We start from the raw sequence: 24,852 nt of genomic DNA, 5'->3' as shown, positions 1-24,852 counted from the left end.
ATGACGCAGCAGGACACATTCTTCATTCTCGCCCCGGTGATCGAGGACCGGGTGGAGGATCTGGTGTCTTTGCTGGGCAGCATGGTGACGAAACCGGGGCTGGCAGACCCGCAGAACGCGCTGGTCCCCTTCGGCAGGTTCGACCAATTGCACGTGGCCCGGTTGTTCCTGGTGGAGGCAAACACCTGGCGTGACATCGAGGCCTATGGGCGGGAACCGCAACCCTATCCGCTGCATCTTGCGTTTCTGGGCGATTTGGACGGCGACCGGCGCAGCTTTCTCAAGGAGCTTGCCGCACAGTGCTCCGACGGGCTGAACGAGATCTTCAGCCATTGCGAGGGCGCGGGGCAGGGCGACCTGCTGCGCTGGATGGAGGATCATAACGTCGAAGAAGCGGCCAATTACGTGAACACGCGCGGCCGTACCGTGCGACAGGTCCACGAAGAAGCGGCGCTTGCCGCGGCGTTGCATGACGAACTGGCGGAGGTCTCGACAGCACAGGGAACCGCGGATCCGTTCAGGATCCACCGGCATCTGGTCGAATTCGTGAACCGCCGGAAAGCGGACGGATCGCTTCATCTGACGCCGCCCGCGCGCAGGGGCCTGTTCGGATGGATCGCCTACGGGCTCGATGCCGTCAGTGTGCCGCTGATCCTCCTGCTGCTTTCGCCCCTGGTGATCCTGGCCCTGCCGTTCTTCCTGGTGTGGCTGCGGATGCTTGAACGGTCGGATCCGGAAATCCTCCCGCGTCCGGACGATGCGCGCATTACCGATCTGGGCCGGTACGAGGATCATGACGTGACCAATCCGTTTTCCGCCTTTGGCGATGTGAAGCCCGGGCTGTTCCGGCGCGCGGTCACGACGGTTGCTCTCTATCTGCTGAACTATTCGGCCCGGCATATCTTTGGCCGCGGCTACCTGACCCGTGTGCAGACGATCCACTTCGCCCGCTGGGTATTTGTCGACGGCAAACGCCGGGTGATGTTCTGCAGCAATTACGACGGCGCGCTGGAAAGCTACATGGATGATTTCGTGAACAAGGTTGCCTGGGGTCTGAACCTCGTCTTTTCCAATGGCGTCGGTTACCCCTCGACACGCTTTCTGATCAAGGATGGTGCCGAGCAGGAGGCCAAGTTCAAGCGGTATCTGCGCAACCGCCAATTGCCCACGCAGGTCTGGTACAAGGCCTATCCCGGCCTGACCGCGCGCGATCTGGCGCGCCACAGCGAAATCCGCAAGGGTCTTGAGAAACGCCCCAACGGCGCGAAAGCCCTGCGCAACTGGTTGTCGAAGATATGAGCAAGCGCCGCGCCATACCCGATGAATCTGTCGAATTCGACGACATGCAGGGCCTGGTCCGCTTTGGTCACGGCGCCCTGGTCGAGGCGGAATTCTACCTGTGCCTCGTTGACGATACCGAGGCAGCGAAGGCCTGGCTGCGCGCGGCGCACGTGACCTCTGCGGCGACGCTGGACAGCCCTCCGGACAAGGCGCTGCAGGTGGCCTTTACCGCCGCGGGACTGGCGGCATTCGGTGTGCCCGAAGCGGCCATTGCAGGTTTCTCAAATCCGTTCCTGTCGGGCATGGCGGCTGATGACAGCCGCTCCCGGCGGCTTGGTGACACCGGGACGAACGCGCCGAAAAAATGGGATTGGGACGGGGCAGAGGCGCATATGCTGCTGATGCTGTACGCCCGCAAAGGGGGGTTGAAAGCTTGGAAAGACAAGGTGCTGAACGACGGTTTCAACACCGCGTTCGCGCAGATCCAGAGCTTTCCCACCCGGCCGAACGATGGGTTCGAGCCCTTTGGTTTCCGCGATGGCATTTCTGAGCCCAAGATCGACTGGAAAAACGCGCACCCGCCGTCAAAACACGGGCGCGAGGATTACAGCAACCTGATCTCGCCCGGCGAGGTGATCCTGGGTCATCGCAACGAATATAACGAGCGTTCCGCCTCGCCCAATGTCGATCCGGACCTGCCGGGCAGCGAGGTTCTGGCGATGGCACCGGATGGGCAGGCGCTCCGCGATCTGGGTCGCAACGGCAGCTATCTGGTCTTTCGCCAGTTGGCGCAGGACGTGCCGGGTTTCTGGCGCTACCTGGACAGCGCCGCCCAGGGTGACCCCGCACGGCGTCGGGCGCTTGGCGCCAGGATGGTGGGCCGCGACGAAGACGGCACCCCCCTGATCCACAACCGGCGCGATATCGAGGGGTCGCGGCGCGAAAACGATTTCACCTTCGAGGACGATGTCAACGGCGTGTCCTGCCCCCTTGGCGCGCATATCCGCCGGGCCAATCCCCGGACCGGGGACCATCCGCACCATGTCGAGGGACGCCTTGCCTGGCTGCTGAGCACGCTGGGTTTCCTGCGCCGGCAGGACAAGCTGCCCGGCCGGCATGATCTGGTCGCCTCGGCACGGTTTCACCGGCTGGTGCGGCGCGGACGGGTCTATGGCACCAACATGACGCCGGAGGCCGCGTTGAAGAAAGGTGCCAGAACCGGCGAACGCGGGCTGCTGTTCATCTGCCTGTGCGCCGATCTGGTACGGCAGTTCGAATTCGTGCAGAACGCGTGGATGGCCTCGCCCAAATTCAACGGGCTGAGCGGCGAGGCCGACCCGTTGGTCGGCGGCCGCGAGCCGTTCAGCGGGGTGGCCAGCGATGGGTTCAGCATCCAGAAGGCCGATGGGGTCGCGGAACGCCACGCGCCGCTGCCGCAATTCGTGACCGTGAAGGGGGGCGGGTATTTCTTCCTGCCCGGTCTGCGCGCCCTGAAATTCATCGCCGGCCAAGGCAGCTAGGAGGCCCGAATGCGCTCGATCCTGATCCCGCTCCGCCGTCTTCTGCACCGCGCCACGGAAGTCGGCCTGCATATCGAGCGGCGGCTGGAGCCGTTCTTTCGCCGGCGTCTCAACGCGATTGTCCGCCGGCCGCTTGCGCGGCTGATCCAGCGGCTCAAGAACCGCAAGCGCGAGGATCTTGGCCTGCAACTTGCCGAGGAGAAGGTATTCGACTGGGAAGAAGAGGCCTTGCAGACCATCATTGACGAGATGCGCGAGCAGATGAAGCTGCATTTCCAGCCCGGCGCCTATGAGCGGGGCGGCAATACCAAGACGCATGGTCTGGTCAAGGCGACATTCACCGTGCTGCCCGATCTGCCGGATCATCTGAGGCATGGCGTGTTCGCGACCGAACGCGAATACCCCGCCTATGTCCGATATGCCGGACCCGGGCCGGACGTGCCCGAGGATATTCGCGATGTGGGCTTCGGCTCTATGTCGGTCAAGGTGATGGACGTGCCCGGACCGAAACTGATGGACGAGGAGAAGTTCACTCAGGACTGGCCCGCGGTGGTGACGCCCACGTTCGTCACGCCCGATGTGCGGGAAAACGCCAAGCTGCAATACTGGAGCACGATTGACGAACCTCTCTGGTATTTCCTCAACCCATTCGACAGCCATATTCTGGACTTCCTGATGCAGGGCTTGTGGAACGAGACGCAGTACAACCCCCTGGGGCACCGGTATTTCAGCTGTGTGCCCTACCTGATGGGCGAAGATCAGGCGATGCTGTATTCCTATGCCCCGCGCACCGATGTGCCGATGGACATCCCCGGTGTGCCCTTCGGACGCGTGCCGCCCAATTACCTGCGCGACAACATGGCCAGGACCCTGCGGGAAAAACCGGTGGAATTCGACATGCTGGTCCAGATCCAGACCGACCCCCACCTGATGCCGGTCGAGGATGCCTCGGTATTGTGGCCCGAAAATCTGTCACCTTGGGTGCCGGTCGCCCGCATCCACATTCCGATGCAGGATTTCGAATCGCCACAGCAGATGGCGTTTGCCCGCAACATGCGGATCAATCCCTGGCATTCCCTGCCGGAACATCGGCCACTGGGCAATCAAAGCCGGGCGCGCCGGCGGATGTATCAGGAGCTGGCGCGTTTCAGGCAGCACATGAACAATGTGGACCATGTCGAACCGACCGGAGATGAGGTGTTCGACTGATCGGAACGGCGTTCAGTCGGTCAGCGAGGCCGAAAGGTCGATAAGCTCGGCGACCGACCCTATCCCCATCTTTTCCAGGATACGTGCGCGGTGGTGGTCGACCGTCCGCGGGCTGATGTCCAGCTCTCGTCCGATCTCCTTGCTGGAGGTGTGCGAGGGGTTCGCGATAATGAATTGCGCAACTTCCTTTTCACGCGCGGTCAACTGGCCATAGCGTTCGCGCGCGGACCGCGTGCTTTCGCGGTATTTGCGGTTCTCCAGGTCTTTTCTGAAAGAGGATTCGATACATTCGACCAACAGGTGCTGGCGAAACGGCTTCTCCAGGAAATCCACGGCCCCTGCCTTCATCGCCTGAACGGATTCCGGGATGCCGCCATGGCCCGAGATGAAGATGATCGGAATCGATATTCTCTCGCGTACAAGATGCTGCTGAAGTTCAAGCCCGTTCAGGCCGGGCATCCCGTAATCGAGCACCAGGCAACCGGGCTGGCGCGGGTCATAGGATTCCAGAAAACTTTCGGCCGAGGGGAAGGTGCTGACCTGAAACCCGCGTTTCTTGAGAGCGCGTGACAGGCTGACGCGAACGCTGTCGTCATCATCCACCAGAAAGACCGTCGACTGTTCTTCCGTCGCCGAATTCACGTTTTGCTCACCACTGGATCACCCAATTTCATGCACAAGTATTATGCCTGAAACGGTATCGTGAAGCAAAATCTCGAAGTTTCAAGGTTTTCCCGGTCGTACCATAGCTTTCCGCCATTGGTCTCGACGATCGTGCGGCAGATGGAAAGCCCCAGCCCCATGCCGCCGGGTTTGGTGGTTTCGAACCGGCGGAATAGCTTGATATCGGGGGCAACGCCCGGGCCGCTATCCTCGACCCAGACCTCGACATGGCTGTCTTTGGCGCGTGTTCGGATCGTCACTTCCTTGGTTGGGCTGTCTGCGTCGACAATTGCCTCGATCGCGTTGCGTACGAGGTTGACCAGAACCTGGGCCAGCTGAACCCGGTTGCCGATGACCTCGGGGATGTCTTGGGTTTCAAAGATTATCTTTACGTCGTTTGCCGTTGCTTCGTACTGCAACAGGCTGTTGGTCTGCAGCAGCAGTGCATTGAGGTCAAAGGGGGCTTTTTGCCCCGCATCCTTGCGCACGAAGCCGCGTAGAACCCGGATGATGTCACCGCCGCGATGCGCGTGTTCATCCAGTTCGGTCAGGATGCCGATCAATTCCTGATCCGGTTCCTTCTGTTCCTTTGCGGTGGTTATCGCGGCGTCGATGTTCTGCGAGATTGCCGTCAGGGGCTGGCTGAGCTCATGGGCGAGGCCGGTTGCCATCTGCCCCATCAGATCCACGCGTGAGAAATGTGACAGGTCGCGGTTCAGCTCGAGGATCCTGGCATCTGCCTCGCGGCGTTGGGCGATCTCGTCGATCAGGGTCTTGTTGGCGCGTTCCAGCTCGCGGTAGGTGCCCGGCAAAGGTTGCGAGGCCGGCGCCTCGCCCTGGGATACCAGCGCCGTGCGCACGGCAAAGGCGCGGACCGGCCGCAAGATCAGTTCTGCCAGCACAAGGCCCAGACAGGCGGTTACCAGGGAAACCGCGGCGGCGATCCAGATATTGCGTTGCCGATTGTCCTTGATTCCTTCGATAAAGTCGTTCTCGGGCGCATAGATGGCGATGGTCCAGGGCAGATCCTTGCCCAGAACCGGTTTCACCAGCGATACATAGGTGTTTTTCCGGTAATCGAATTCCGACATGGATTCAGTCTCGACGGTGATGCCGCCGCTTGCGGCCAGTTCGGCAAAGGCGGTTCGGGCCACGGGATCCGCGAAATCGCCGATGCTGACGAAATCGAGCGATCCCGCCACGCCCGGGGCGGTTTGGTCATGGGTCGGGTAGGCGATCACGTCGCCGTTCTCATTCAGGATCATCGCGGCGCTGTTCTCGCTGATCCCGAGCTGTGCCAGAAATTCCGAGATCGCGGCGATCTCGATATCGACGCCGATCACGCCCCGCAGGGTTCCGTTCGGGTGGCTGACCGGCGTGGCGGCGGTGATGCCGGGTTGCTGCGACGAAAAGAAGATATAGGGCGCAGTCCAGATGCTCTGCCGTTCTTCCTTTGCGCTTTTGTACCAGGGGCGTTCGCGTGCATCGAATTGATCTTCGGGGTCGAAACGTTGTTCGACCACCGCGAAATCCGCGGTTCGCCAGATGAACTGGGTTGTCCTGACCGGGGGCGCCGTCTGAATGATCTTGGTTCGGAACGGGCCGGGACCGGCACTGCGCATCACATAGATGAAATTGCCTTCCTCATCCCCGTAATAGAGCCCGGAGATATGCGGATCCGCCTGCAGGGTCTGGAACAGGAATTTCTCGACCTGAGCGGCGTTTCCCGCATCCACGACACCGGTTTCGAAGACCCGGCTTGACAATTCGGCCGCCTCGCGCGCGGGCTTGAGGAAACTGCGCGAATGCTGGCTGGCGTTGTCGCCGGCATCGGCCAACAGACGGCGGGCGTGTTCCAGCATCGCCGTTTCCGAGGTGAGATAGGAGGTCGAAACGACGATGGTAATTGCCAGGAACTGAAGCCCCGCCAGGCTGATTGCCAGTACGAAACCCAGCGAAAACTTCATGCCGGCCTGCGCGGCGGGAGGGGCCCCGTTTTCGTCATCCGGCACCGCGTGCCGCAGCCGCGGGTGCGCGCCGGCAGGGGGGCAACATGCCACGGGATCCGGCGCGAATGCCGGCAACCATTGGTGTCGGGCGGCGGCATGTGCGGACGGGATGGGCCGCGGGCAGGCTAGGCTCGGGACTTGGCAAGATTATGGAATTTAACGAATAAATGTGTATCATGGTTTCGAATCCGACCGCGAATCTGCAGATGTTCGTTTGTTTGCCTTGTACTTTCTATAGGTATTTACGCGCATAGACAGCTGGCCGGATGATTGAGACGTTTGAACCTGAACCGGGGGTATCCGTTTCTACATGCGTATGAGTTTGCGAGCGAACGAATGACAGCGTCAATCGTTCGCTGGCGCGTTGAGAGTATGCAACTAAAATTGGGAGAGTCAAAAATGTATCACGGAAAATTTGCCGTCGCAGCCGCCCTGGCCACGACACTCAGCTTTGCCGCGCCGCAGGCGATGGCAGAAGAGTTCATCACCATCGGCACCGGTGGCGTGACGGGTGTCTACTATCCGACCGGCGGTGCGATCTGCCGTCTGGTGAACAAGGGCCGCAAGGAACATGGCATCCGCTGCTCGGTCGAATCCACCGGCGGGTCTGTCTATAACATCAAGACCATCCGCCAGGGTGAGCTGGAGTTCGGCGTCGCCCAGTCGGACTGGCAGTACCACGCCTATAACGGCACCTCGAAATTCGAGGAAGACGGCGCCTTTGAAGGGCTGCGCGCGGTGTTTTCGGTTCACCCCGAACCGTTTACCGTTGTCGCCCGTGCGGATGCCGGGATCTCGAGCTTCGAGGACCTGAAAGGCAAGCGCGTCAATGTCGGCAACCCGGGGTCGGGTCAGCGCGGCACGATGGACGTGGTGCTTGAGGCGTTGGGCTGGACAATCGACGATTTCGCCCTGGCGTCCGAGCTGAAGGCGGCGGAACAGTCGGCGGCGCTGTGCGACAACCAGATCGACGCGATGATCTATACCGTCGGCCACCCGTCCGGCTCGATCCAGGAAGCATCGACCGCCTGCGACTCGGTGCTGGTGAACGTCACCGGCGAGGCGATCGACAAGCTGATTGCCGACAACTCGTTCTACCGTTCGGCCACCATTCCCGGCGGCATGTATCGCGGCAGCGACAATGACACCACGACCTTTGGTGTCGGCGCGACCTTCGTGACATCGGACGCGGTCAGCGAGGAAGCGGTCTATGCGGTTGTCGCCTCGGTCTTCGACAATTTCGAGGACTTCAAGAAGCTGCACCCGGCCTTCGCCAACCTGAAACCCGAAGAGATGGCATCGGCCGGCCTGTCGGCACCGCTGCATCCCGGCGCGGCCAAGTACTACAAGGAAAAAGGCTGGATCGAATAAATCCACATATCAAGAGGGGGCGGTGCATCGCCCCCTCTTATCGGTTTCAGAAAATACCAAGCCACAGAAAAAACCGTGGCATCAGGGAGAGTGAATAATGGCCGAGAACACGTCAGGAAAAAGCCCGCTTAGCGAAGAAGAGCTTCAGGAACTGGTCTCGTCCAGCGATGCCGGATCCCGCGATCCCGCCGGGGCGGTGGGTACGCTGCTGGCCACGGTCGCGCTGGTCTGGTCGCTGTTCCAGGTCTTGCTGGCCTCGCCGATCGCAAACTATGTCCTGCCCGGGGACATCATCAACAATTCACGCCAGATCCACCTGGCATTCGCGATTTTCCTGGCCTTCATGGCCTATCCCGCACTCAGATCCTCGCCGCGTCACTACGTACCCATCCAGGACTGGGTGATGGGTCTGCTGGGCGCGACAATTGCGCTCTATGGTTTTATTTTCTACGAGAAGATCGTCAACAATGGCGGGCTGGCCGATGACACCGACAAATGGGTGGCGCTGCTCGGCCTGATCCTCTTGTTCGAGGGCGCGCGCCGCGCGCTTGGCCCGGCGATGGCGATCATCGCGACGATCTTCCTGTGCTACGTATTCTTCGGCTCGTCCGCGTGGGTGCCCGACGTGATCCGCTGGAAAGGCGCCAGCCTGCAAAAGGCGATGAGCCATATGTGGATCACCTCCGAGGGGGTCTTTGGCATCGCCCTCGGCGTGTCGACCAAGTTCGTGTTCCTCTTCGTTCTGTTCGGCGCCCTGCTGGAAAAGGCGGGCGCGGGCAATTACTTCATCAAGATGGCCTTTGGTGCGCTCGGCCACCTGCGCGGCGGCCCGGCCAAGGCGGCGGTTGTCGGCTCGGCGGCCACGGGCCTGATCTCGGGCTCGTCCATCGCCAACGTGGTCACAACAGGTACCTTCACCATCCCGCTGATGAAGCGCGTGGGATTCTCGTCTGAAAAGGGCGGCGCGGTCGAGGTGGCAAGCTCGGTCAACGGCCAGATCATGCCGCCGGTGATGGGGGCCGCGGCCTTCCTGATGGTGGAATATGTGGGGATTTCCTATGTCGAGGTCATCACCCACGCCTTCCTGCCCGCGGCGATTTCCTATATCGCGCTGGTCTATATCGTTCACCTCGAGGCGGTGAAGAACAACATGCCCACGCTGGGTGATCGCGTCGTCTCGATGGGCCGTACCATCGGCGGGATGGCGGCGTTCTTCGTGGGTTTCGCGCTGTTGTGCTACGGCGTGCAATATCCGGTCCGCTGGATTACCTCGGCGCTGCCGTCATCCGGCCTGATCCTGTCGGCATTGATCTTCGTGGTCTACCTGCTGCTGCTGAAACTGGCCGCCCAGGTGCCCGATCTTGAACCCGACGATCCCAATGCCGAAGAGGTCAAGCTGCCGGTGGTGGCCGAGATCTACAAGTCCGGGCTCTACTTCCTGCTGCCGATCATCGTGCTGGTCTACTTCCTGATGATCGAACAGAAATCACCTGGCCTCAGCGCTTTCTGGGCGTCGGCGCTGCTGTTCGTGATCCTGCTGACCCAACGCCCGCTCAAGGCCATGTTCCGTGGCGAAGGCGAACTGGGCGGCGCGTTCGCGAACGGGTTGTCGGACCTCAGGCAGGGTCTGGTCGATGGCGCGCGCAACATGATCGGGATCGGCCTGGCCACGGCTACGGCCGGCGTGATCGTGGGCACCGTGACCCTCACTGGCGTGGGGCAGGTGATGGCCGACCTGGTCGAGTTCCTGTCCGGCGGCAACCTGATCCTGATGCTGGTCATGGTCGGGCTGCTCAGCCTGATCCTGGGCATGGGCCTGCCGACCACGGCGAACTACATCGTCGTCAGCTCGCTGATGGCCGGTGTGGTGGTCGAGCTGGGCGCGCAATCCGGCCTGATCGTGCCGCTTATCGCCGTGCATCTCTTCGTGTTCTATTTCGGGATCATGGCCGATGTGACACCGCCCGTTGGACTGGCCAGCTTTGCCGCGGCCGCCGTATCGGGCGGGGATGCGATCAAGACCGGTTTCGTGGCCTTCTTCTACAGCCTGCGCACCGTGGCCTTGCCCTTTGTCTTCATCTTCAACACCGATCTGCTGCTGATAGATGTCACGGTCACTCAGGGCATATTGGTCGCGATATCGGCCACCATCGCCATCCTGGTCTTTACCGCCGGCACGATGGGCTATTTCCTGACAAACAGCCGCATTTACGAAAGCGTGCTGCTGATTGCCGTGGCCTTTGCGCTGTTCCGGCCCGATTACATCATGGACCGGCTGCAGCCGCCGTTCGAGATGATCGAGCCGGCGGGGCTTGAGCAGGCGCTTGGCGATGCCGCCGTGGGCGATGAACTGCGGGTAATCGTCACCGGGCCGGATTTCGACACGGGCGAGCCCAAGGACACCACGCTGGTTCTGTCGCCCGAGGCGGAAGGCACCGGCGCGGAGCGGCTTGAAGCGCTTGGCCTGATGCTGCTCGAAGAGGACGGCGCGGTGAAGATGGAAGAGCCGATTTTCGGCTCGCCCTTTGCCGACACGATGCAGGGCTATGACTTCTACGGCGATGAGCCGGTGGTCATCAGCCAGGTAAAGGCCCCGTCCAGCCAGATGCCGAAGGAGTTGATCTTTATCCCGGCGCTTGTGCTTCTGGGGCTGGTCGCGCTGATGCAGCGCGGCCGGATGAGCAAGGAAGGAGTACCGGCATGACCTCGCGACCCGTATTATGTGCCGTCGATATCAGCAACAAGAACAGGGACCATGATGTCCTGAGGACGGCAAAGCGCATGGCCGATCTGGATAGTGCCCAGCTGGATGTCATTACCGTTGTGCCGGATTTCGGCATGAGCGTCGTTGGCGGCTTCTTCGAAGAGCATCACCACGAAAAAGCGGTGGAAGAAGCGCGGCGGCTGATGAATGAACTGGTCGAGGAAGTGCTGGGGGCAGAGGCGAACAAGAACGTGCGCCATATCGTTGCCACGGGCAACGCCTACGAGGAAATCCTGAACGCAGCGAACAAGGCGGGCACCGGGCTGATCGTGATCGGCGCGCACAAGCCGGATTTCACGGATTACCTGCTTGGCCCCAACGCAGCGCGCGTCGTGCGTCATTCCAACTGTTCGGTCTTTGTGGTGCGCTAGCGACGCGGCACGCCGGCAAGGATGCCACCCGACATCGTAACGCAAACCCCCGTGCCGCGGCCCCGGCGCGGGGGTTGATCGTTCCCCGAAGGTCGATGACGCGGACCCTGTCGGGGACGCTGCTGGCACCGGTGGCAGATCTAGGAATTTTCAGGGGATCTGGTAGCGGAGGAGGGACTTGAACCCCCGACACGCGGATTATGATTCCGCTGCTCTAACCAACTGAGCTACTCCGCCGGACCGAGCCGCTAGGTAAGACAGCGGGCGCGCCGCGTCAAGCCTCAATCTGGGTGAAATAGCGGCGCAGACGGGATCGGTGCCGTGATTGTGCGGGCGGGCGTTTGTGGAGCGTGTCAGTCAGGCACGGCCAGATGAATATCCGTGCCGGCGCGGGCGCAGAGATCTGCCATCCCGACCGAAAGCCGCGCGTCGGTGACGATGGTGTCGATCTGCGTGATCGACGCGATACGCACCGGTGCCGCACGGTCAAATTTCGAGTGATCGGCCAGAAGAATGCTGTGTCGCGCGCGGCGCAGCGCGGCCTGGCTGACCAACACTTCCTGCAGGTCGTAATCCAGCAGGTCGCCTTCCGTGTCCACGCCCGAACACCCGATCACGGCGAAATCGAATTTGAAATGCGCCAGGGTTTCGGCCGCCAGCGCGCCGGTCAGCCCGCCATCGGCCGGGCGCAGGCTGCCGCCGGTCAGGGTGATCTGGCAGTTCTGGTTGGCGCCAAGGATCTGCGCGACGTTGATGTTGTTGGTGACAACGATCAGGTTTTCGCGCATGGCAAGCTCGCGGGCCAAGGCCTCGGTCGAGGTGCCGATATCAAGGAATACGCAGGCATTGTCGGGGATCAGCCGGGCGCATCCGCGGGCCATTGCCGCCTTGGCGGCGCTGTTGAGCTGGCGGCGTTCCTCGTAGACGATGTTGCGGATCCCCGAGGGCAGGGTGGCGCCGCCATGTACCCGCGCCAGCAGGCCCGCACTGGCCAGGTCGGTCAGGTCGCGCCGGATCGTCTGCACGCTGACGCCGAACCTTTCGGACAAGTCCTCGACCGTCACTTTGCCCTCTGACCGGGCAAGCTCGATGATCTCCGGATGGCGGAAGGTCTGGGGCATTACGGGTATCTCTGTCGGTGTTGTGCAGTCAAAACGAAACTAAACGAAAGCGCGATATTGACAAGTTTTTTGAATTGGGGGATCACCGGTGCACCGAGTCCGGGGGCAAGGGGCGCTGAATTGTCTGCATCATCACGGTCTTTCGATACCGATCTTTTCGTGATCGGCGGCGGCATCAATGGCTGCGGTATCGCGCGCGACGCGGCGGGCCGGGGGCTGCGCGTGGAACTGGCCGAGATGAATGATCTGGCCTCGGCCACCTCGTCGGCCTCGACCAAGCTGTTTCACGGCGGATTGCGCTATCTGGAGTATTTCGAAATCCGCCTGGTACGCGAGGCGCTGATCGAGCGGGAAACGCTGTTGCGCGCCATGCCGCATATCAGCTGGCCGATGCGTTTCGTGCTGCCCTATCACAAGGACATGCGGTTCGAATCTGATACGCCGACCTCGCGCATCCTGAACATCGTGATGCCCTGGATGCGGGGGCGCCGGCCGGCCTGGCTGATCCGGCTGGGGCTGTTCCTGTACGATCACCTCGGGGGGCGCAAGATCCTGCCCGCCACCGCCACGGTGGACCTGACACGAGATCCGGCGGGCGCGCCGCTGCAGGAACGTTTCGCGAAAGCCTATGAATATTCCGACTGCTGGATCGAGGACAGCCGGCTGGTGGTGCTCAATGCCCGCGATGCGCAGGCCCGTGGCGCCCGGATCAATACCCGTACACGGGTGACACGGGCAGAGCGCGGGGCGGATCACTGGGTGGTTCACCTGGAGGGTCCGGAGGGCGCCCGGCAGGTCACGGCGCGGATGCTGGTCAATGCCGGCGGGCCGTGGGTCAGAGATGTGATCGGAAACGTGGCCGGTGTGAATGCGTCCGAGGGTATCCGGCTGGTGCGCGGCAGCCATATCGTGACCCGCAAGCTTTTCGACCACGACAAGTGCTATTTCTTCCAGGGTGAAGACGGGCGGATCATCTTTGCCATTCCCTACGAGACGGATTTCACCCTGATCGGCACCACCGATGCCGAACACACCGACCTTGGCGAGAAGCCCGTCTGCACCCCGCAAGAGGCTGATTACCTGCGGAAATTCGCCTCGAACTACTTTCGCAAACCGATCGAGAAAACCGATATCGTCTGGACCTATTCGGGCGTCCGCCCCCTCTATGATGACGGGGCCAGTTCGGCCACGGCGGCGACGCGCGATTATGTGCTCAAACTGCGTCATGAGGGCGGCGCACCGATGCTGAACATCTTTGGCGGCAAGATCACGACCTACCGCAAGCTGGCCGAGGCGGCGCTGGAGAAAATCGTGCCGTTCTTTCCGGGCGCTTCGGGGCCGTGGACGGCGGGTGTGGCGCTTCCGGGCGGTGATTTCCCCGTCGACGGGGTCGCGGCGCTGGTCGAGGTGCTGGCGCGGGATTACCCGTTTCTGGAACCGGCGCAGGCCCGGCGGCTGGTGCGCGCCTACGGGACCGAGGCGTGCGACATACTGGGCGCGGCAAGGTCGGCCGATGATCTGGGACGGGATTTCGGGGCAGGGCTGCGGGAGGCCGAGCTGCGCTGGCTGATGGAGCGGGAATTTGCCCGCACTGCCGAGGATGTCATCTGGCGGCGATCCAAGCTGGGTTTGAGGCTGGACAAGGATCAGGTCGCGGCGCTGGATGCGTGGATGCGGGCGGCCTGAACGCGGGATTGCCTTCGCTGACGGCCATTGCCAAACTGGCTACGAAATTTGGGGAGGATCCGCCGCGTGACCAACATTCTTGCAATCGACCAGGGAACCACATCGAGCCGCGCCATCGTCTTTGACGGTGACATGAACGTGGTAACCACGGCGCAGCAGGAGTTTCCGCAGCATTACCCGGCATCCGGTTGGGTAGAGCATGAACCGACGGATCTGTGGGACACCACGCTGGCGACCTGCCGCGAGGCGATGGCGGCGGCGGGCGGCGAGATTACCGCCATTGGCATCACCAACCAGCGCGAAACCACGCTGGTCTGGGACAAGACCACGGGCGAACCGGTGCATAACGCCATCGTCTGGCAGGATCGCCGCACGGCGGACTATTGCCGCGAGCTGCGCGAGGCCGGCCACGGCGACATGATCGCCGCGCGCACCGGGTTGTTGGCGGATCCGTATTTCTCGGGGACAAAGCTGCGCTGGATACTGGAAAATGTCGAAGGTGCGCGGGCCCGGGCCGACGCGGGTGATCTGCTGTTTGGGACGGTCGACAGTTTTCTGATCTGGAAGCTGACCGGCGGGCGGGTTCATGCCACCGATGCCACAAACGCCGCGCGCACGCTGCTTTACGATATCCGCAAGGGGCGCTGGAGCCGGACGATCTGCGATCTTCTGGACGTTCCGGTCGACATGCTGCCGGAGGTGCGCGACAGTGCCGCCGATTTCGGCGCCGCGCGGGCAGACATTCTGGGGCAGGAGATCCCGATCCTGGGCGTGGCGGGCGATCAGCAGGCGGCAACTGTCGGCCAGGCGTGCTTTGCCCCCGGCATGATGAAATCGACCTATGGCACCGGCTGCTTTGCCCTGTTGAACACCGGCGACACGCCGGTCACCTCGAAGAACCGCCTTCTGACCACCATCGCCTATCAGCTGGACGGCAAGCCGACCTACGCGCTCGAAGGGTCGATCTTTGTGGCCGGCGCAGTGGTGCAATGGCTGCGCGACGGGCTGAAGATCATCAGCGACGCGGCCGAGACCAAAACGCTGGCCGAAAGCGCAGACACGGCGCAGCAGGTGGTGATCGTACCGGCCTTCACCGGCCTGGGCGCGCCCTATTGGAATGCCGATTGCCGGGGTGCGGTGTTCGGGCTGACGCGCAACTCGGGCCCGGCGGAATTCGCCCGTGCGGCGCTGGAAAGCGTGGGCTACCAGACCCGCGATCTGCTGGAGGCGATGCGCGACGATTGGGAGGCGACCGGCGAACAGGCGGTATTGCGCGTGGATGGCGGAATGAGCGCCTCGGACTGGACGATGCAGTTTCTGGCCGACATCATCGACGCCCCTGTCGACCGGCCAAAGGTGCTGGAAACCACGGCATTGGGCGCGGCGTGGCTGGCCGGGATGCGCGCCGGGGTTTATCCGGGTCAGGACGCGTTCGCGCAGACCTGGGCGCGGGAGCGGCAATTCGCCCCGGATATGAAGGACGCCGCGCGCGACGAAAAATACGCCACTTGGAAACGCGCGGTCCAGGCCACGATGGCGGTGTGACCGGGAGGCCGGCCAACAAGCCGCTGGAAACGGCGTTCATCAAGGGGTAAATGAACTGACGGCCGACTCTCAGGCCGGGTAAGGCAGGTAGCGAAGACGGATGTCGGAAAAACTATTCGGAACCGATGGGGTGCGCGGGCGCGCCAATAGCTGGCCGATGACCGCCGAGGTCGCGTTGAAGCTGGCCGCCGCCGCCGGGCGGTATTTCCGGCAGGACAAGAACGAACACCGCGTGGTCATCGGCAAGGATACACGGCTGTCGGGCTACATGATCGAAAACGCCCTGACGGCGGGCTTCACCTCGACCGGGATGAGCGTGTTCCTTCTGGGCCCGGTGCCCACGCCGGCCATCGGCTTCCTGACCCACAGCCTGCGCGCCGATCTGGGGGTGATGATCTCGGCCAGCCACAACCCGGCCTCGGATAACGGGATCAAGTTCTTTGGCCCGGACGGGTTCAAGCTGAGTGACGAGGCCGAGGCGGAAATTCAGCACCTACTGGAAAAGGGCGTATCGCCCGCCGCGCCAGAAAATATCGGCCGGGCCAAGCGCGTCGACGACGTGCGCGGGCGCTATATCGAATATGCCAAGACGACTTTCCCGACAGGCAAGCGCCTGGACGGGCTGCGCGTGGTGGTGGATTGCGCCAATGGCGCTGCCTATCGAACCGCGCCCGAGGTTCTGTGGGAGTTGGGCGCTGAGGTCATTACCTTGGGAGTGGAGCCGAACGGCTTCAACATAAACGAAAAATGCGGATCGACCCACCCGGAGCGGGCGGCGGCGAAGATGATCGAGACCGGCGCGGATCTGGGCATTTGCCTGGACGGTGACGCAGACCGGGTGATCCTGATCGACGAGACCGGCCATGTGTCGGACGGGGATCAGATCATGGGGCTGATCGCCTCTCGCTGGGCGCGCGAGGGGCGGCTGGCCGGTGACGCGCTGGTTGCGACGGTGATGTCGAATCTCGGGCTTGAACGTTTCCTCGAAAGCCAGGGGATCGGGCTGGAGCGTACCTCGGTCGGAGATCGCTACGTGGTGGAGCGGATGCGCGGCGGCGGGTTCAACCTGGGCGGCGAACAGTCGGGCCATATCGTGATGACGGATTACGCCACCACCGGCGACGGGCTGATCGGGGCGCTGCAGTTCCTGGCGGCGATGGTCGAAACCGGCAGCAAGGCCAGCGCGCTCAGCCGCGTGTTCGACCCGGTGCCGCAGAAGCTGGTCAATGTCCGCTACGAACAGGGCAAGACCCCGCTGGAAGCCGACCGCGTGCAGGAGGCGATTGCCGCAGGTGAATCGGCGCTTGGTTCCGGTGGGCGGCTGTTGATACGCAAATCAGGCACCGAGCCGCTGATCCGTGTAATGGGAGAGGCCGAGGATCTGCCGCTGCTGGACCGGGTGCTGACCAGTATCACCGACGCGGTGCGCGCCGAGAGCTGATCGGCGCGTCATGGGCAGTGCCGGAAATTCGCCGGGCAGGGCTCTCGGTTCGGGATTGGCGCGTTTCGTGGTATCCTGCAGGAGAGGGCTGGCGCGATGCAGGCTGGCCAGTTGCGGACGGGGTCGCTGACGCAACCGTTCAGCACTTTGTCGTAGAGTCAGCCAAGTGCTTGATTTAGATGAATATCCGCCACGCACTGCCGGTACTTTCGGCTTAGGTCCGGCACCGGATGGCCAAGGTTTTGGCGCGCCCCCGGAGTGCCACGGATTAATTGACCCTCGCGACGGAACATTTCACGAACCTGGGCGTTGGTCCCTTGGAGGTAAAAAATGTTACACACTATCGCAGACGTGCTGAACTATCAGGCCGTCGCAGGCGAGGACCACTTTCCCGTTGCCGATCTGTTTGTCGATGGGCACGGCGGCCGCATCCGATTTGTGGCTCTTGATATCGGCGGGTGGTTCGAATCGACTCATGCCATCGTCGCCGACAGCAAATTCGGCGTGCCGGATACAAGAAGCCGGCTGTGGCCTGTCGAGATCAGCAAAGAGGACGTCGAAGCCCAACCGCGCTGGAACGACAAAGGGTGGTTTGACTGGCTGACGGACGGGCGGGCGATGCCGCTGCTCTTTTCGGGACCGCCGGGAATGGGATACGACCCGCTGATCCTTGCGCAGATAGACGAGCAGGCAAAGAGCTTGACCGGTGCCGCCCGAAGCGCCGAGGCGCGGGCGGCTGAGACAAAGCAAGAAGAAGGGCAGGCGTGCATCTCGGGGTTGCTGCGTGGTTCGGGCCTTCTGGGTATGAAGGTCAACGGGCATGGCAACGAGCTTGGCCATATCGCCGATCTGTTGTTTGACGCCGCACGGATGCGGGCCAGCCATTTCGTGATCGACGCCGAAAAGTTCTTCAAGGACAGCCGCCACTGTATCCCGTTTGCGCAGTTGCGCCGGGTCGATCAGGACGCGAACGAAGCGACTTTTGACCTGACAACGGAATCTTTGCAAAGCGCGCCGAAATGCGCGGATATGGAAGAGATCGACCAAAGCGCCGAGATCATTTTGCCGGGCCCGTATTATCACGTTGGGCTCTGATCCGGCCTGACCGGCATCAGTAGCGGTCAGTGCTTTCCATCGAAAAACGGCCCCCGCATTGCAGGGGCCGTTGATTGTTTCGTGGGCGTCGTTCGCCTTTATTCGTGCGCCTCCTCGTCGAAGACTCTTTGCAATCGTTCAGGGCTTCGTGCGGCGGTCTCATCGGCCTCCATCTCGCGCTTTTCGATTCCGGCCTGCATGACGTGGAAGGCGAGCCAGAACAGAAGGCCGATGATGAAAAGGATGACCTCCATCCCAACCATTGGATAGATCGGACCGATCTGCGAAAGATCCGCGCCGGCCCAGGTTTCTACTGCTGTCGTCGACATGTGATGTCCTCCTTAGCTCAGCAATCCAAGGCGCTTGGCCTCGGCGATATCCGCTTCGGATATGGCGATGGCGTCCGCTTCCTCGGCGATATCTTCGCTCATATCCAACCCGACAAGTTCAACCGCCGGCGGTACCCGCAGCATGCCCATGCCGGACAGGATCTTGGATACGATGTAGGCGGGGATGAAGCCCAGCACGATGAACATGATGCAGGCCCCCAGGAATTGTCCCCAGGGCGTGATCACCGCGACCGGATCGTGATAGGCGGCGGTTGCCGGGTGACCCCAGAGCATGAAACCGCAGATCACCAGACCGATGAAGCCCGCGTAGCCATGCACGGCGATCGCGCCCACCGGATCGTCGATCTTGAACTTGCGTTCGACCCAGAAATGCATCTTGTAGGCGCACCAGGCACCGATGGCGCCAATGATCATTGCCTGGATCGGGTGGTAGAGATCGTTGCCCGCAGATGCGGTAATGATCCCGGCAAGACCGGCCGAATAGGTCCAGAAGGCCTCGCCCTTGGACACGATATACCCCATGATCAGGCCGCCCGACAATGACATCAGGAAGTTGAACACGATGGCCGACAGCGTCGTAGGCGTGAGGTAGATCGTGGTGGCGGTAAAGTTCACCACGCCTTCGGCACCGCCCAGTGTACCGTGATCGATGATCGGCACGTTGCAGGCCACGTAGAAGCCCCAGAAGCCACAATAGATCAGGAACAGGCCAATGGTGACCAGCCACTTGTTATGTGGGTTGATGTTGCGCGGCGTGCCGTCGGGGGCAAATTTGCCGATCCGCGGGCCAAGCACGCAGACGACCCCAAGCGCGAAGCCACCGGCAATGGCGTGGATCACACCCGATGCATAGGCATCATGATAGCCCAGCTGCGTGACCATCCAGCCATCGGGGTGCCAGCCCCAGGCGGCGTCGATGATCCAGGTGAACGAGCCGATGACCACGGCCAGAATCCAGAAGGCCGAGGGGCGGATACGTTCGATGGTAGCGCCCGATACGATCGAGGCCGCGGTCCATGAGAACAGCAGGAATGCCGCCCAGAACACGCCGTTCAGCCGGTTCCAGAAGCTGTTGCCAAGTTCGACACCGTAACCCTGTGCGGATTCAAGCGATGGTCCCGCACCGCCCAGGTGGGTGCCCATCAGCTCGCTCCACGGCACGGCGTTGTCCGATTGGGTGATGCCGCCGGTGATTCCCGGGCCGTTGGGGAAGGCGAAATAAATCCACCATCCGAAGAAGAAGAATGTCACGGTCACCAGCGGAATGAGCATGGTGTTCTTCATCAGCGTGTGAACATGGTTCTTGTGACGCGTCGCGCCGACCTCATACATGCAGAAACCTACATGGATGAGAAACATCAGCGGTACAGTTACCCAATAATAGAACTCGGTGAATATCACCGTCAAAGCACCGATATCGGTATCCATTCAGTTGTCCTCCCGTTTGGACAGTTGATATTATGCGGGGCTCTCGTTGTGTTCGGCCCCTTGAATTGGTTTGGTATTGGTACACCAGTGGTTCATATGGTACACCAATATTACCTCTAACTCGACTCTTTTCATCGCAAAAGAGTCGTGTCGCAAACAGGGTATCATGCGTCGTGTTTCCTGTCAGGTAAAAATTATTCCCAAAAATCCACACAATATGTAGTGGCTACCCTTTGGGGTAGGTGCATACCTGCTGAAAATCCGGAATTGGAATGTTCCTGACGGACCACGCCCTTGTGCTGATTCTAGGTTGCAATAGCCTCGGCCGCACGCATGTATGCGGTCCGGGTTTGTTCCAGATCGGTCTCGGTCAGGGCGAGGCACGGATAGGTCTTGCCCGCCGATTTGAACAGACCCTCCTGCCGCAGGACATTGTTGAAGCTGGCCTGCCGCCCCGTGTCGGATTGCAGGACATCGCGGTAATTGGAAACATCGGCATCGGTGAACACCACCTCGAAGAGGGTCTGATCACCCACGATGCGGTGCGGGATGTCATGTGCCTGCAGCGCGTCGCTTGCCATCGTCATGATCTGCTGGCCCAGATCGCGCAGCCGCGTGTATTGCCCGTCGCGCCGCAGGATTTCCATCGTCTTGAGCCCGGCAATGGCGGCCACCGGGTTGCCCGACAGCGTGCCGAGCTGCATCAGCCAGCGATCCGCCCCCACGGCGGCCTTGTCGAAATGCGCCATGATGTCGGCGCGCCCGGCGATCGCGGCCAGGGGGAAGCCGCCCCCGATGATCTTGCCCAATGTGCAGAGATCGGGGGTAACGCCGTAAAGCTCCTGCGCGCCGCCATAGGCAAAGCGGAAGCCGGTCACGACCTCGTCAAAGATCAGAACGATACCGTATTTGTCAGCCTCTTCGCGCAGAAGCTGAAGAAATCCCGGGGCGGGCGGGATGATCCGCTGAAGCGGCTCGACGATGATCCCGGCCACCTGATCCCCCCATTCGGCCAGGAGCGAGCGGATATAGTCGGGATCGTTGAATGGCGCGATCAGCATTTCGGCCGCGACGCTGTCGGGGATGCCCGCGCTGTCGGGCACCGCCTGCGGGAAATTGGCCAGCCGCGTGGGGGCAAGCGACATCTGCGCCTCGGCGGACATGCCGTGATAACCCCCCTCGAACTTGACGATCTTGTCCCGCCCGGTAAAGGCCCGCGCGGCGCGGATCGCGTACATGTCGGCCTCGCCGCCCGACGAGACATAGCGCAGCTGCTGGGCGCAGGGGACGGCGCGGCAGATCTCCTCGGCCAGTTCGATGGCATCGGCATTGTTGGCGAAGAACGTCATGCCCTTGGGCAGTTGCTCGAACACCGCCTCCAGCACCTCGGGGTGGCCGTGACCAAGGAGCATCGGCCCCGAACCGATCAGGTAGTCGATATACTCATTGCCATCCTCGTCCCAGACGCGGGAACCCTTGCCTTCGCGGATGAAAATACTGGGATCGAAGTTCCCGAAGCCGCCGCCCGGCAGAACCTCTTGTGCGCGGGCGATCCACTCTTGCTGTGTATGGGATTTGAGCATGGTTGAACTCCTAGTCGAGGACCAGATCGGGCTGGCCGAGAATTTCGGTATCCGGGGTGACGCCCAGGCCGGGTCCGTCGGGCGGGGTTATCCGCCCGTTTTGCCGGGCGGGGCCATCGGGCGCAAGGCGCGGGGCAACATAGTGGCTGAGATCGCAGGTGTTCATCAGACCGCGCGCCGGGGTCGAGGCCGCGAGGTGCAGAAGCGCGGCGGTGGTGATGTCGCTGCCCCAGGTATCCTCGATACACATCTGTGTGCCTAGCGTCAGGCACAGGTCGCGGGCGGCACGCATCGCCGACAGCCCGCCGAACTTGCTGAGTTTCAGTGCAGCCGCGTCCATGCAGCCGCGGGCATGACCATCCAGCAGCGAGGGGATGTCATGGGCATTTTCATCAAGCTTCATCGGCAGGCCAGTGGCGGCGCGCACCGCCGCGCATTCCTGAATCGTGGCACAGGGCTGTTCCAGCATCACGTCCAGATGCGCCACCGCCCGGCCGACACGGGTGGCGGTCAGGCGGTCGGCGCCGCAATTCCAGTCGCCATAGACCAACGGGCCGGGGCCCACGGCCTCGCGCACCTTCGTCAGGCGTTCGACATCGCTCTGCCAGTCGTCATCTGCACCGAGCTTGACCTGGAACTGGGCCATGCCCTGTGCCTGTGCGTCCAGCGCCATGCGGGCCATTTCCTCGGGTGCGACGCAGGTGATCGAGTGATAAAGCGGCATGTCGGGCACGGCACGGCCGCCCAGCAGGGCATAAAGCGGCTGTCCCGCCGCCTTGCCCGTCAGATCCCAAAGCGCGGTGTCGATCGCGGATTTGGCATAGCGGTGGCCCTGCAGGTGGCGGTTCAGGCGCTCCATCAGCGCCTCGGGGCCAACCGGGTCAGCGCCCAGGAGCACCGGCGCCATTTCAGACAGCGCCGGTGCAACGCCACCGGCATAGGCAGGCAGGTAGTGCGGGATCGGGCAGACCTCTCCCCAGCCGTCGAGCCCGGTATCGGTCTCAAGCCGCAGCACCACCGAGACGGTTGTATCGCAGGTCTTGCCGCCGGCCATGTAGTAGGTTTCATGCGAGGTCAGAGGCACGTGCCAGAGGGATATGCGTTTTATTTTCATGGCGTTACTCAAAGATGGCGAATGGATCACCCAGGTGATCGGGGTTGGGAATGACGCCCAGCCCGGGGGTGTCGGGCGGGGTGGCGAAGCCGTTGACGTTGCGGGCGCCCTGTCCCGGGACGGGATCGGCGGACAGGTGATAGTGGCACAGCCATGACGCCAGCCGGTTGGCATCGGGCGTCGCGGCAGCCAGGTGGATCGCGGCCGTATCGGCAAGGGCCGAGCCGCCGACATCCTCGATATGCATCTGCCAGCCGACCGATACGCCGAAATCCCGGATCTGGCGCGCCTTGGTCAGCCCGCCGACGCGGTTCGGTTTGACCTTGACGCCTTCGCAGGCGCTGCGCCGCCAGGCCTCCAGGTGATCGGCCATTGTGACCATGCATTCATCCAGCAGGATCGGGTTCTTTACCCGCGCCGCGACATGGGCACATTGATCCAGCGTTTCGCATGGCTGTTCGACCCAGTCACGGGCGGTGACCGAGTTCAGCACCTCGACGGCGGTGGCAGGTTGCCAGGCGCGGTTGACGTCAAAGGTGACGCGATGACCCGTGGGCAGGGCGGCGGAAATTCCTTCGATCCGGGCGATGTCGGCAACGATGTCGGTACCGCCGACCTTGGCGGAATGCACGGTATAGCCCCGCTCGGCAGCCCGGTTGATCAGCGCGATCATCTGCTCTGGCGTGCCGGTCGAGATCGAGGAATTGACCGCGACAGGCGTGGCGCTCTCGCCGCCCAGCAATTGCCAGAGGGGCATGTTGGCGGCTTGCCCGAGAATGTCCCAGCAGGCGATGTCCACGGCGGACTTGACATAGGGATGCCCGGGCAGTTGCACATCCATGACCCGGTTGACGTGATCGACGCTGCGCGGGTCCAGCCCGATCAGCGCCGGCGCAAGGGTCGCGATCCCGGCCCGGATTCCGGGGCCGTGGGCAGGCAGGTAGGTATGGCCCCAGGGGCAGCCTTCGCCCCAGCCGCAGAGCCCTTCGTCGGTGTCGATGCGCAGGCATGTGCTGTCCAGCCGGTCAAAGCGCAGTCGCCCGCCCGAGAGGTAGTAGGGCTCGGTCAGGGGCAGGTCGAGCTGCCAGAGCGTGAGGCGGGTGATCTTCAAGGCTTGGGCGCCTCCGGCGCGCGTGGCTGGCGGGGAACGGGCATCCTATCAGCGCGACGTCGACTGGGACATGGGCTCATGCGTCGCCTCCATAGGTGGCAATGGGCGCGCCAAGGCTTTCGAAATCCGGGGTGACGCCGAGGCCGGGCGTGTCGGTGGCATAAAGCCTGCCCTGCGCCGTGGTCGGGCCGCCGATACCGGTGTTGCGGGTGTTGTAATTCATCAGGTCGGTCGAGTTGACGAGGTATTCCACGGGCGTGGAGGCGGCGAAATGCGCCACCGCGGCGGTGGTGATCTGGCCGCCCCAGGTATCCTCGCTGACCACGGGGATGCGGTTTTCGACCAGGTAGTCGCGCACGCGCCGCGCCTTGGAAAGCCCGCCGATGTTGGAAATCTTTAGGCAGCATATCTCGGCGCCGCGATCGGCCACGATCCGTTGCGCCGCGTGCAGGCCGGTTACGCATTCGTCAAGCTTCATCGGCTGGGTGGCAACACGGCGCACCTGCTGGCATTCCTCGTAGGTCCGGCAGGGCTGTTCGAGGATGAAATCCAGATCGGCGGTGGCGCGGGCCACGCGGATGGCATCATCGACCCGCCAGCCCTGGTTGGCATCGGCCATCGCCTTTTCGCCCGGCTGCAGCAGGGGCACCGTCTGGCGGATGCGCTCGATATCCTTGGCCCAGTCGCCGCCGACCTTGATCTGGAACTGGCGGTAGCCGCTGGCGCGGTGGCGGTCCATTTCGGCGATTGTGTCCGGCAGTTCACGTTGCGGCGCGACCCGGTACATCGGTGCGCCATCGGTCAGTTTGCCGCCCATCAGCATCCATACCGGCTGGCCGGTGGCCTGGCCCAGCAGATCCCAGCAGGCGGCATCGAACGGCGCCTTGGCATAGCCGTGACCCTGCACAAGGTGATCCATCAGCCGCTCGATCCGGGCCACCTGCCGCGGGTCTTCGCCGATCAGGCGCGGCGCGACCAGGCGCGCCAGCGCCGCGACCCCCTCGGAATGGGCAACCATGTAGTTTTCGCCGCAGGGCGTGAATTCACCGCAGCCCTGAAGCCCGGCATCGGTATCGATGACCACGACGGCGGAACTGGCCACGGAAATCGCGTTGCCCGCACCCCAGACATAGCTGCCGTCGACATAGGGCAGGTCCGTCTTGAAAACTCGGATGCGGGTGATCTTCATG

At 62.6% G+C, this 24,852-nt stretch carries 19 protein-coding genes and 1 tRNA gene; 10 read left to right on the top strand and 10 right to left on the bottom strand.

Translation table 11 applies throughout. The features are described 5' to 3' along the window. From AAFO92_RS10525 to AAFO92_RS10515, 3 genes are read left to right on the top strand one after another with little or no spacing between them, the layout of a single operon-like run. Entirely contained in the window at positions 1-1,299 is a 1,299-nt protein-coding gene (locus AAFO92_RS10525) for a hypothetical protein (RefSeq protein WP_347534790.1), read from the top strand. Further along, positions 1,296-2,801, top strand: a complete 1,506-nt coding sequence (locus AAFO92_RS10520; RefSeq protein WP_347534788.1) for a hypothetical protein — start codon at positions 1,296-1,298, stop codon at positions 2,799-2,801. The genes AAFO92_RS10525 and AAFO92_RS10520 overlap by 4 nt, the downstream gene beginning before the upstream one ends. A gap of 9 nt (positions 2,802-2,810) precedes the next feature. After that, the gene (locus AAFO92_RS10515; protein ID WP_347534786.1) at positions 2,811-4,010 is read left to right on the top strand and encodes a catalase family protein; all 1,200 of its coding nucleotides are present in this window, start codon (positions 2,811-2,813) and stop codon (positions 4,008-4,010) included. A gap of 12 nt (positions 4,011-4,022) precedes the next feature. On the opposite strand, the gene AAFO92_RS10510 is transcribed toward AAFO92_RS10515, so the two are convergent. Both AAFO92_RS10510 and AAFO92_RS10505 read right to left on the bottom strand, forming a co-directional pair. Beyond that, positions 4,023-4,652 carry a response regulator gene (locus tag AAFO92_RS10510; protein WP_347534784.1) on the bottom strand — a complete coding sequence of 210 codons (630 nt, stop codon included), beginning with the start codon at positions 4,650-4,652 and terminating at the stop codon, positions 4,023-4,025. 41 nt (positions 4,653-4,693) lie between these two features. After that, positions 4,694-6,640: an ATP-binding protein gene (locus AAFO92_RS10505; RefSeq protein WP_347534783.1), complete on the bottom strand. Its 1,947-nt coding sequence runs from the start codon at positions 6,638-6,640 to the stop codon at positions 4,694-4,696. Between the two features lie 441 nt (positions 6,641-7,081). On the opposite strand from AAFO92_RS10505, the gene AAFO92_RS10500 reads away from it, so the two are divergent. The 3 genes from AAFO92_RS10500 (at position 7,082) to AAFO92_RS10490 (ending at position 11,188) form a co-directional block, all read left to right on the top strand. Beyond that, complete coding sequence (locus tag AAFO92_RS10500) at positions 7,082-8,053, top strand: TAXI family TRAP transporter solute-binding subunit (protein WP_347534781.1); 972 nt, start codon at positions 7,082-7,084, stop codon at positions 8,051-8,053. A gap of 97 nt (positions 8,054-8,150) precedes the next feature. Next, positions 8,151-10,757, top strand: coding sequence for a TRAP transporter permease (locus AAFO92_RS10495; RefSeq protein WP_347534779.1), 2,607 nt, complete (start codon positions 8,151-8,153; stop codon positions 10,755-10,757). After that, entirely contained in the window at positions 10,754-11,188 is a 435-nt protein-coding gene (locus tag AAFO92_RS10490) for a universal stress protein (protein ID WP_347534777.1), read from the top strand. The genes AAFO92_RS10495 and AAFO92_RS10490 overlap by 4 nt, the downstream gene beginning before the upstream one ends. Before the next feature lie 160 nt (positions 11,189-11,348). Here the strand turns inward: AAFO92_RS10490 and AAFO92_RS10485 are convergent. Together AAFO92_RS10485 and AAFO92_RS10480 are read right to left on the bottom strand one after the other, a co-directional pair. Further along, positions 11,349-11,425: transfer RNA gene (locus tag AAFO92_RS10485), tRNA-Met, on the bottom strand. A gap of 116 nt (positions 11,426-11,541) precedes the next feature. Next, a complete protein-coding gene (locus tag AAFO92_RS10480; RefSeq protein WP_347534775.1) occupies positions 11,542-12,309 on the bottom strand; it encodes a DeoR/GlpR family DNA-binding transcription regulator in 768 nt (255 codons plus the stop codon). A 120-nt stretch (positions 12,310-12,429) separates the two neighbouring features. Between AAFO92_RS10480 and glpD the strand changes: the two genes are divergently transcribed. From glpD to AAFO92_RS10460, 4 genes are all read left to right on the top strand, one after another. Further along, on the top strand, positions 12,430-13,995 hold the full coding sequence (glpD, locus tag AAFO92_RS10475) for a glycerol-3-phosphate dehydrogenase (RefSeq protein ID WP_347534773.1): 1,566 nt from the start codon (positions 12,430-12,432) through the stop codon (positions 13,993-13,995). 66 nt (positions 13,996-14,061) lie between these two features. After that, entirely contained in the window at positions 14,062-15,540 is a 1,479-nt protein-coding gene (gene glpK / locus AAFO92_RS10470; protein ID WP_347534771.1) for a glycerol kinase GlpK, read from the top strand. 100 nt (positions 15,541-15,640) lie between these two features. Continuing rightward, the gene (glmM, locus tag AAFO92_RS10465) at positions 15,641-16,981 is read left to right on the top strand and encodes a phosphoglucosamine mutase (RefSeq protein WP_347534769.1); all 1,341 of its coding nucleotides are present in this window, start codon (positions 15,641-15,643) and stop codon (positions 16,979-16,981) included. A gap of 330 nt (positions 16,982-17,311) precedes the next feature. Continuing rightward, positions 17,312-18,076, top strand: a complete 765-nt coding sequence (locus AAFO92_RS10460) for a hypothetical protein (RefSeq protein ID WP_347534767.1) — start codon at positions 17,312-17,314, stop codon at positions 18,074-18,076. Between the two features lie 98 nt (positions 18,077-18,174). On the opposite strand, the gene AAFO92_RS10455 is transcribed toward AAFO92_RS10460, so the two are convergent. The 6 genes from AAFO92_RS10455 to AAFO92_RS10430 form a co-directional block, all read right to left on the bottom strand. Next, entirely contained in the window at positions 18,175-18,405 is a 231-nt protein-coding gene (locus tag AAFO92_RS10455; protein ID WP_347534765.1) for a hypothetical protein, read from the bottom strand. A gap of 12 nt (positions 18,406-18,417) precedes the next feature. Next, on the bottom strand, positions 18,418-19,854 hold the full coding sequence (locus AAFO92_RS10450; protein WP_347534763.1) for an ammonium transporter: 1,437 nt from the start codon (positions 19,852-19,854) through the stop codon (positions 18,418-18,420). Between the two features lie 305 nt (positions 19,855-20,159). Continuing rightward, entirely contained in the window at positions 20,160-21,437 is a 1,278-nt protein-coding gene (locus AAFO92_RS10445) for an aminotransferase class III-fold pyridoxal phosphate-dependent enzyme (RefSeq protein WP_347534761.1), read from the bottom strand. Between the two features lie 10 nt (positions 21,438-21,447). Then, entirely contained in the window at positions 21,448-22,551 is a 1,104-nt protein-coding gene (locus tag AAFO92_RS10440; RefSeq protein WP_347534759.1) for a mandelate racemase/muconate lactonizing enzyme family protein, read from the bottom strand. A gap of 4 nt (positions 22,552-22,555) precedes the next feature. Beyond that, entirely contained in the window at positions 22,556-23,662 is a 1,107-nt protein-coding gene (locus AAFO92_RS10435) for a mandelate racemase/muconate lactonizing enzyme family protein (RefSeq protein ID WP_347534757.1), read from the bottom strand. Between the two features lie 76 nt (positions 23,663-23,738). Next, on the bottom strand, positions 23,739-24,851 hold the full coding sequence (locus tag AAFO92_RS10430; protein WP_347534755.1) for an enolase C-terminal domain-like protein: 1,113 nt from the start codon (positions 24,849-24,851) through the stop codon (positions 23,739-23,741). Position 24,852: the final 1 nt, after the last annotated feature.

Origin of the sequence: Roseovarius sp. CAU 1744, from assembly GCF_039839345.1 — a bacterium.
In the GTDB taxonomy this organism is placed as follows: domain Bacteria; phylum Pseudomonadota; class Alphaproteobacteria; order Rhodobacterales; family Rhodobacteraceae; genus Roseovarius.
This window is presented reverse-complemented; position numbering and strand designations above follow the sequence as displayed.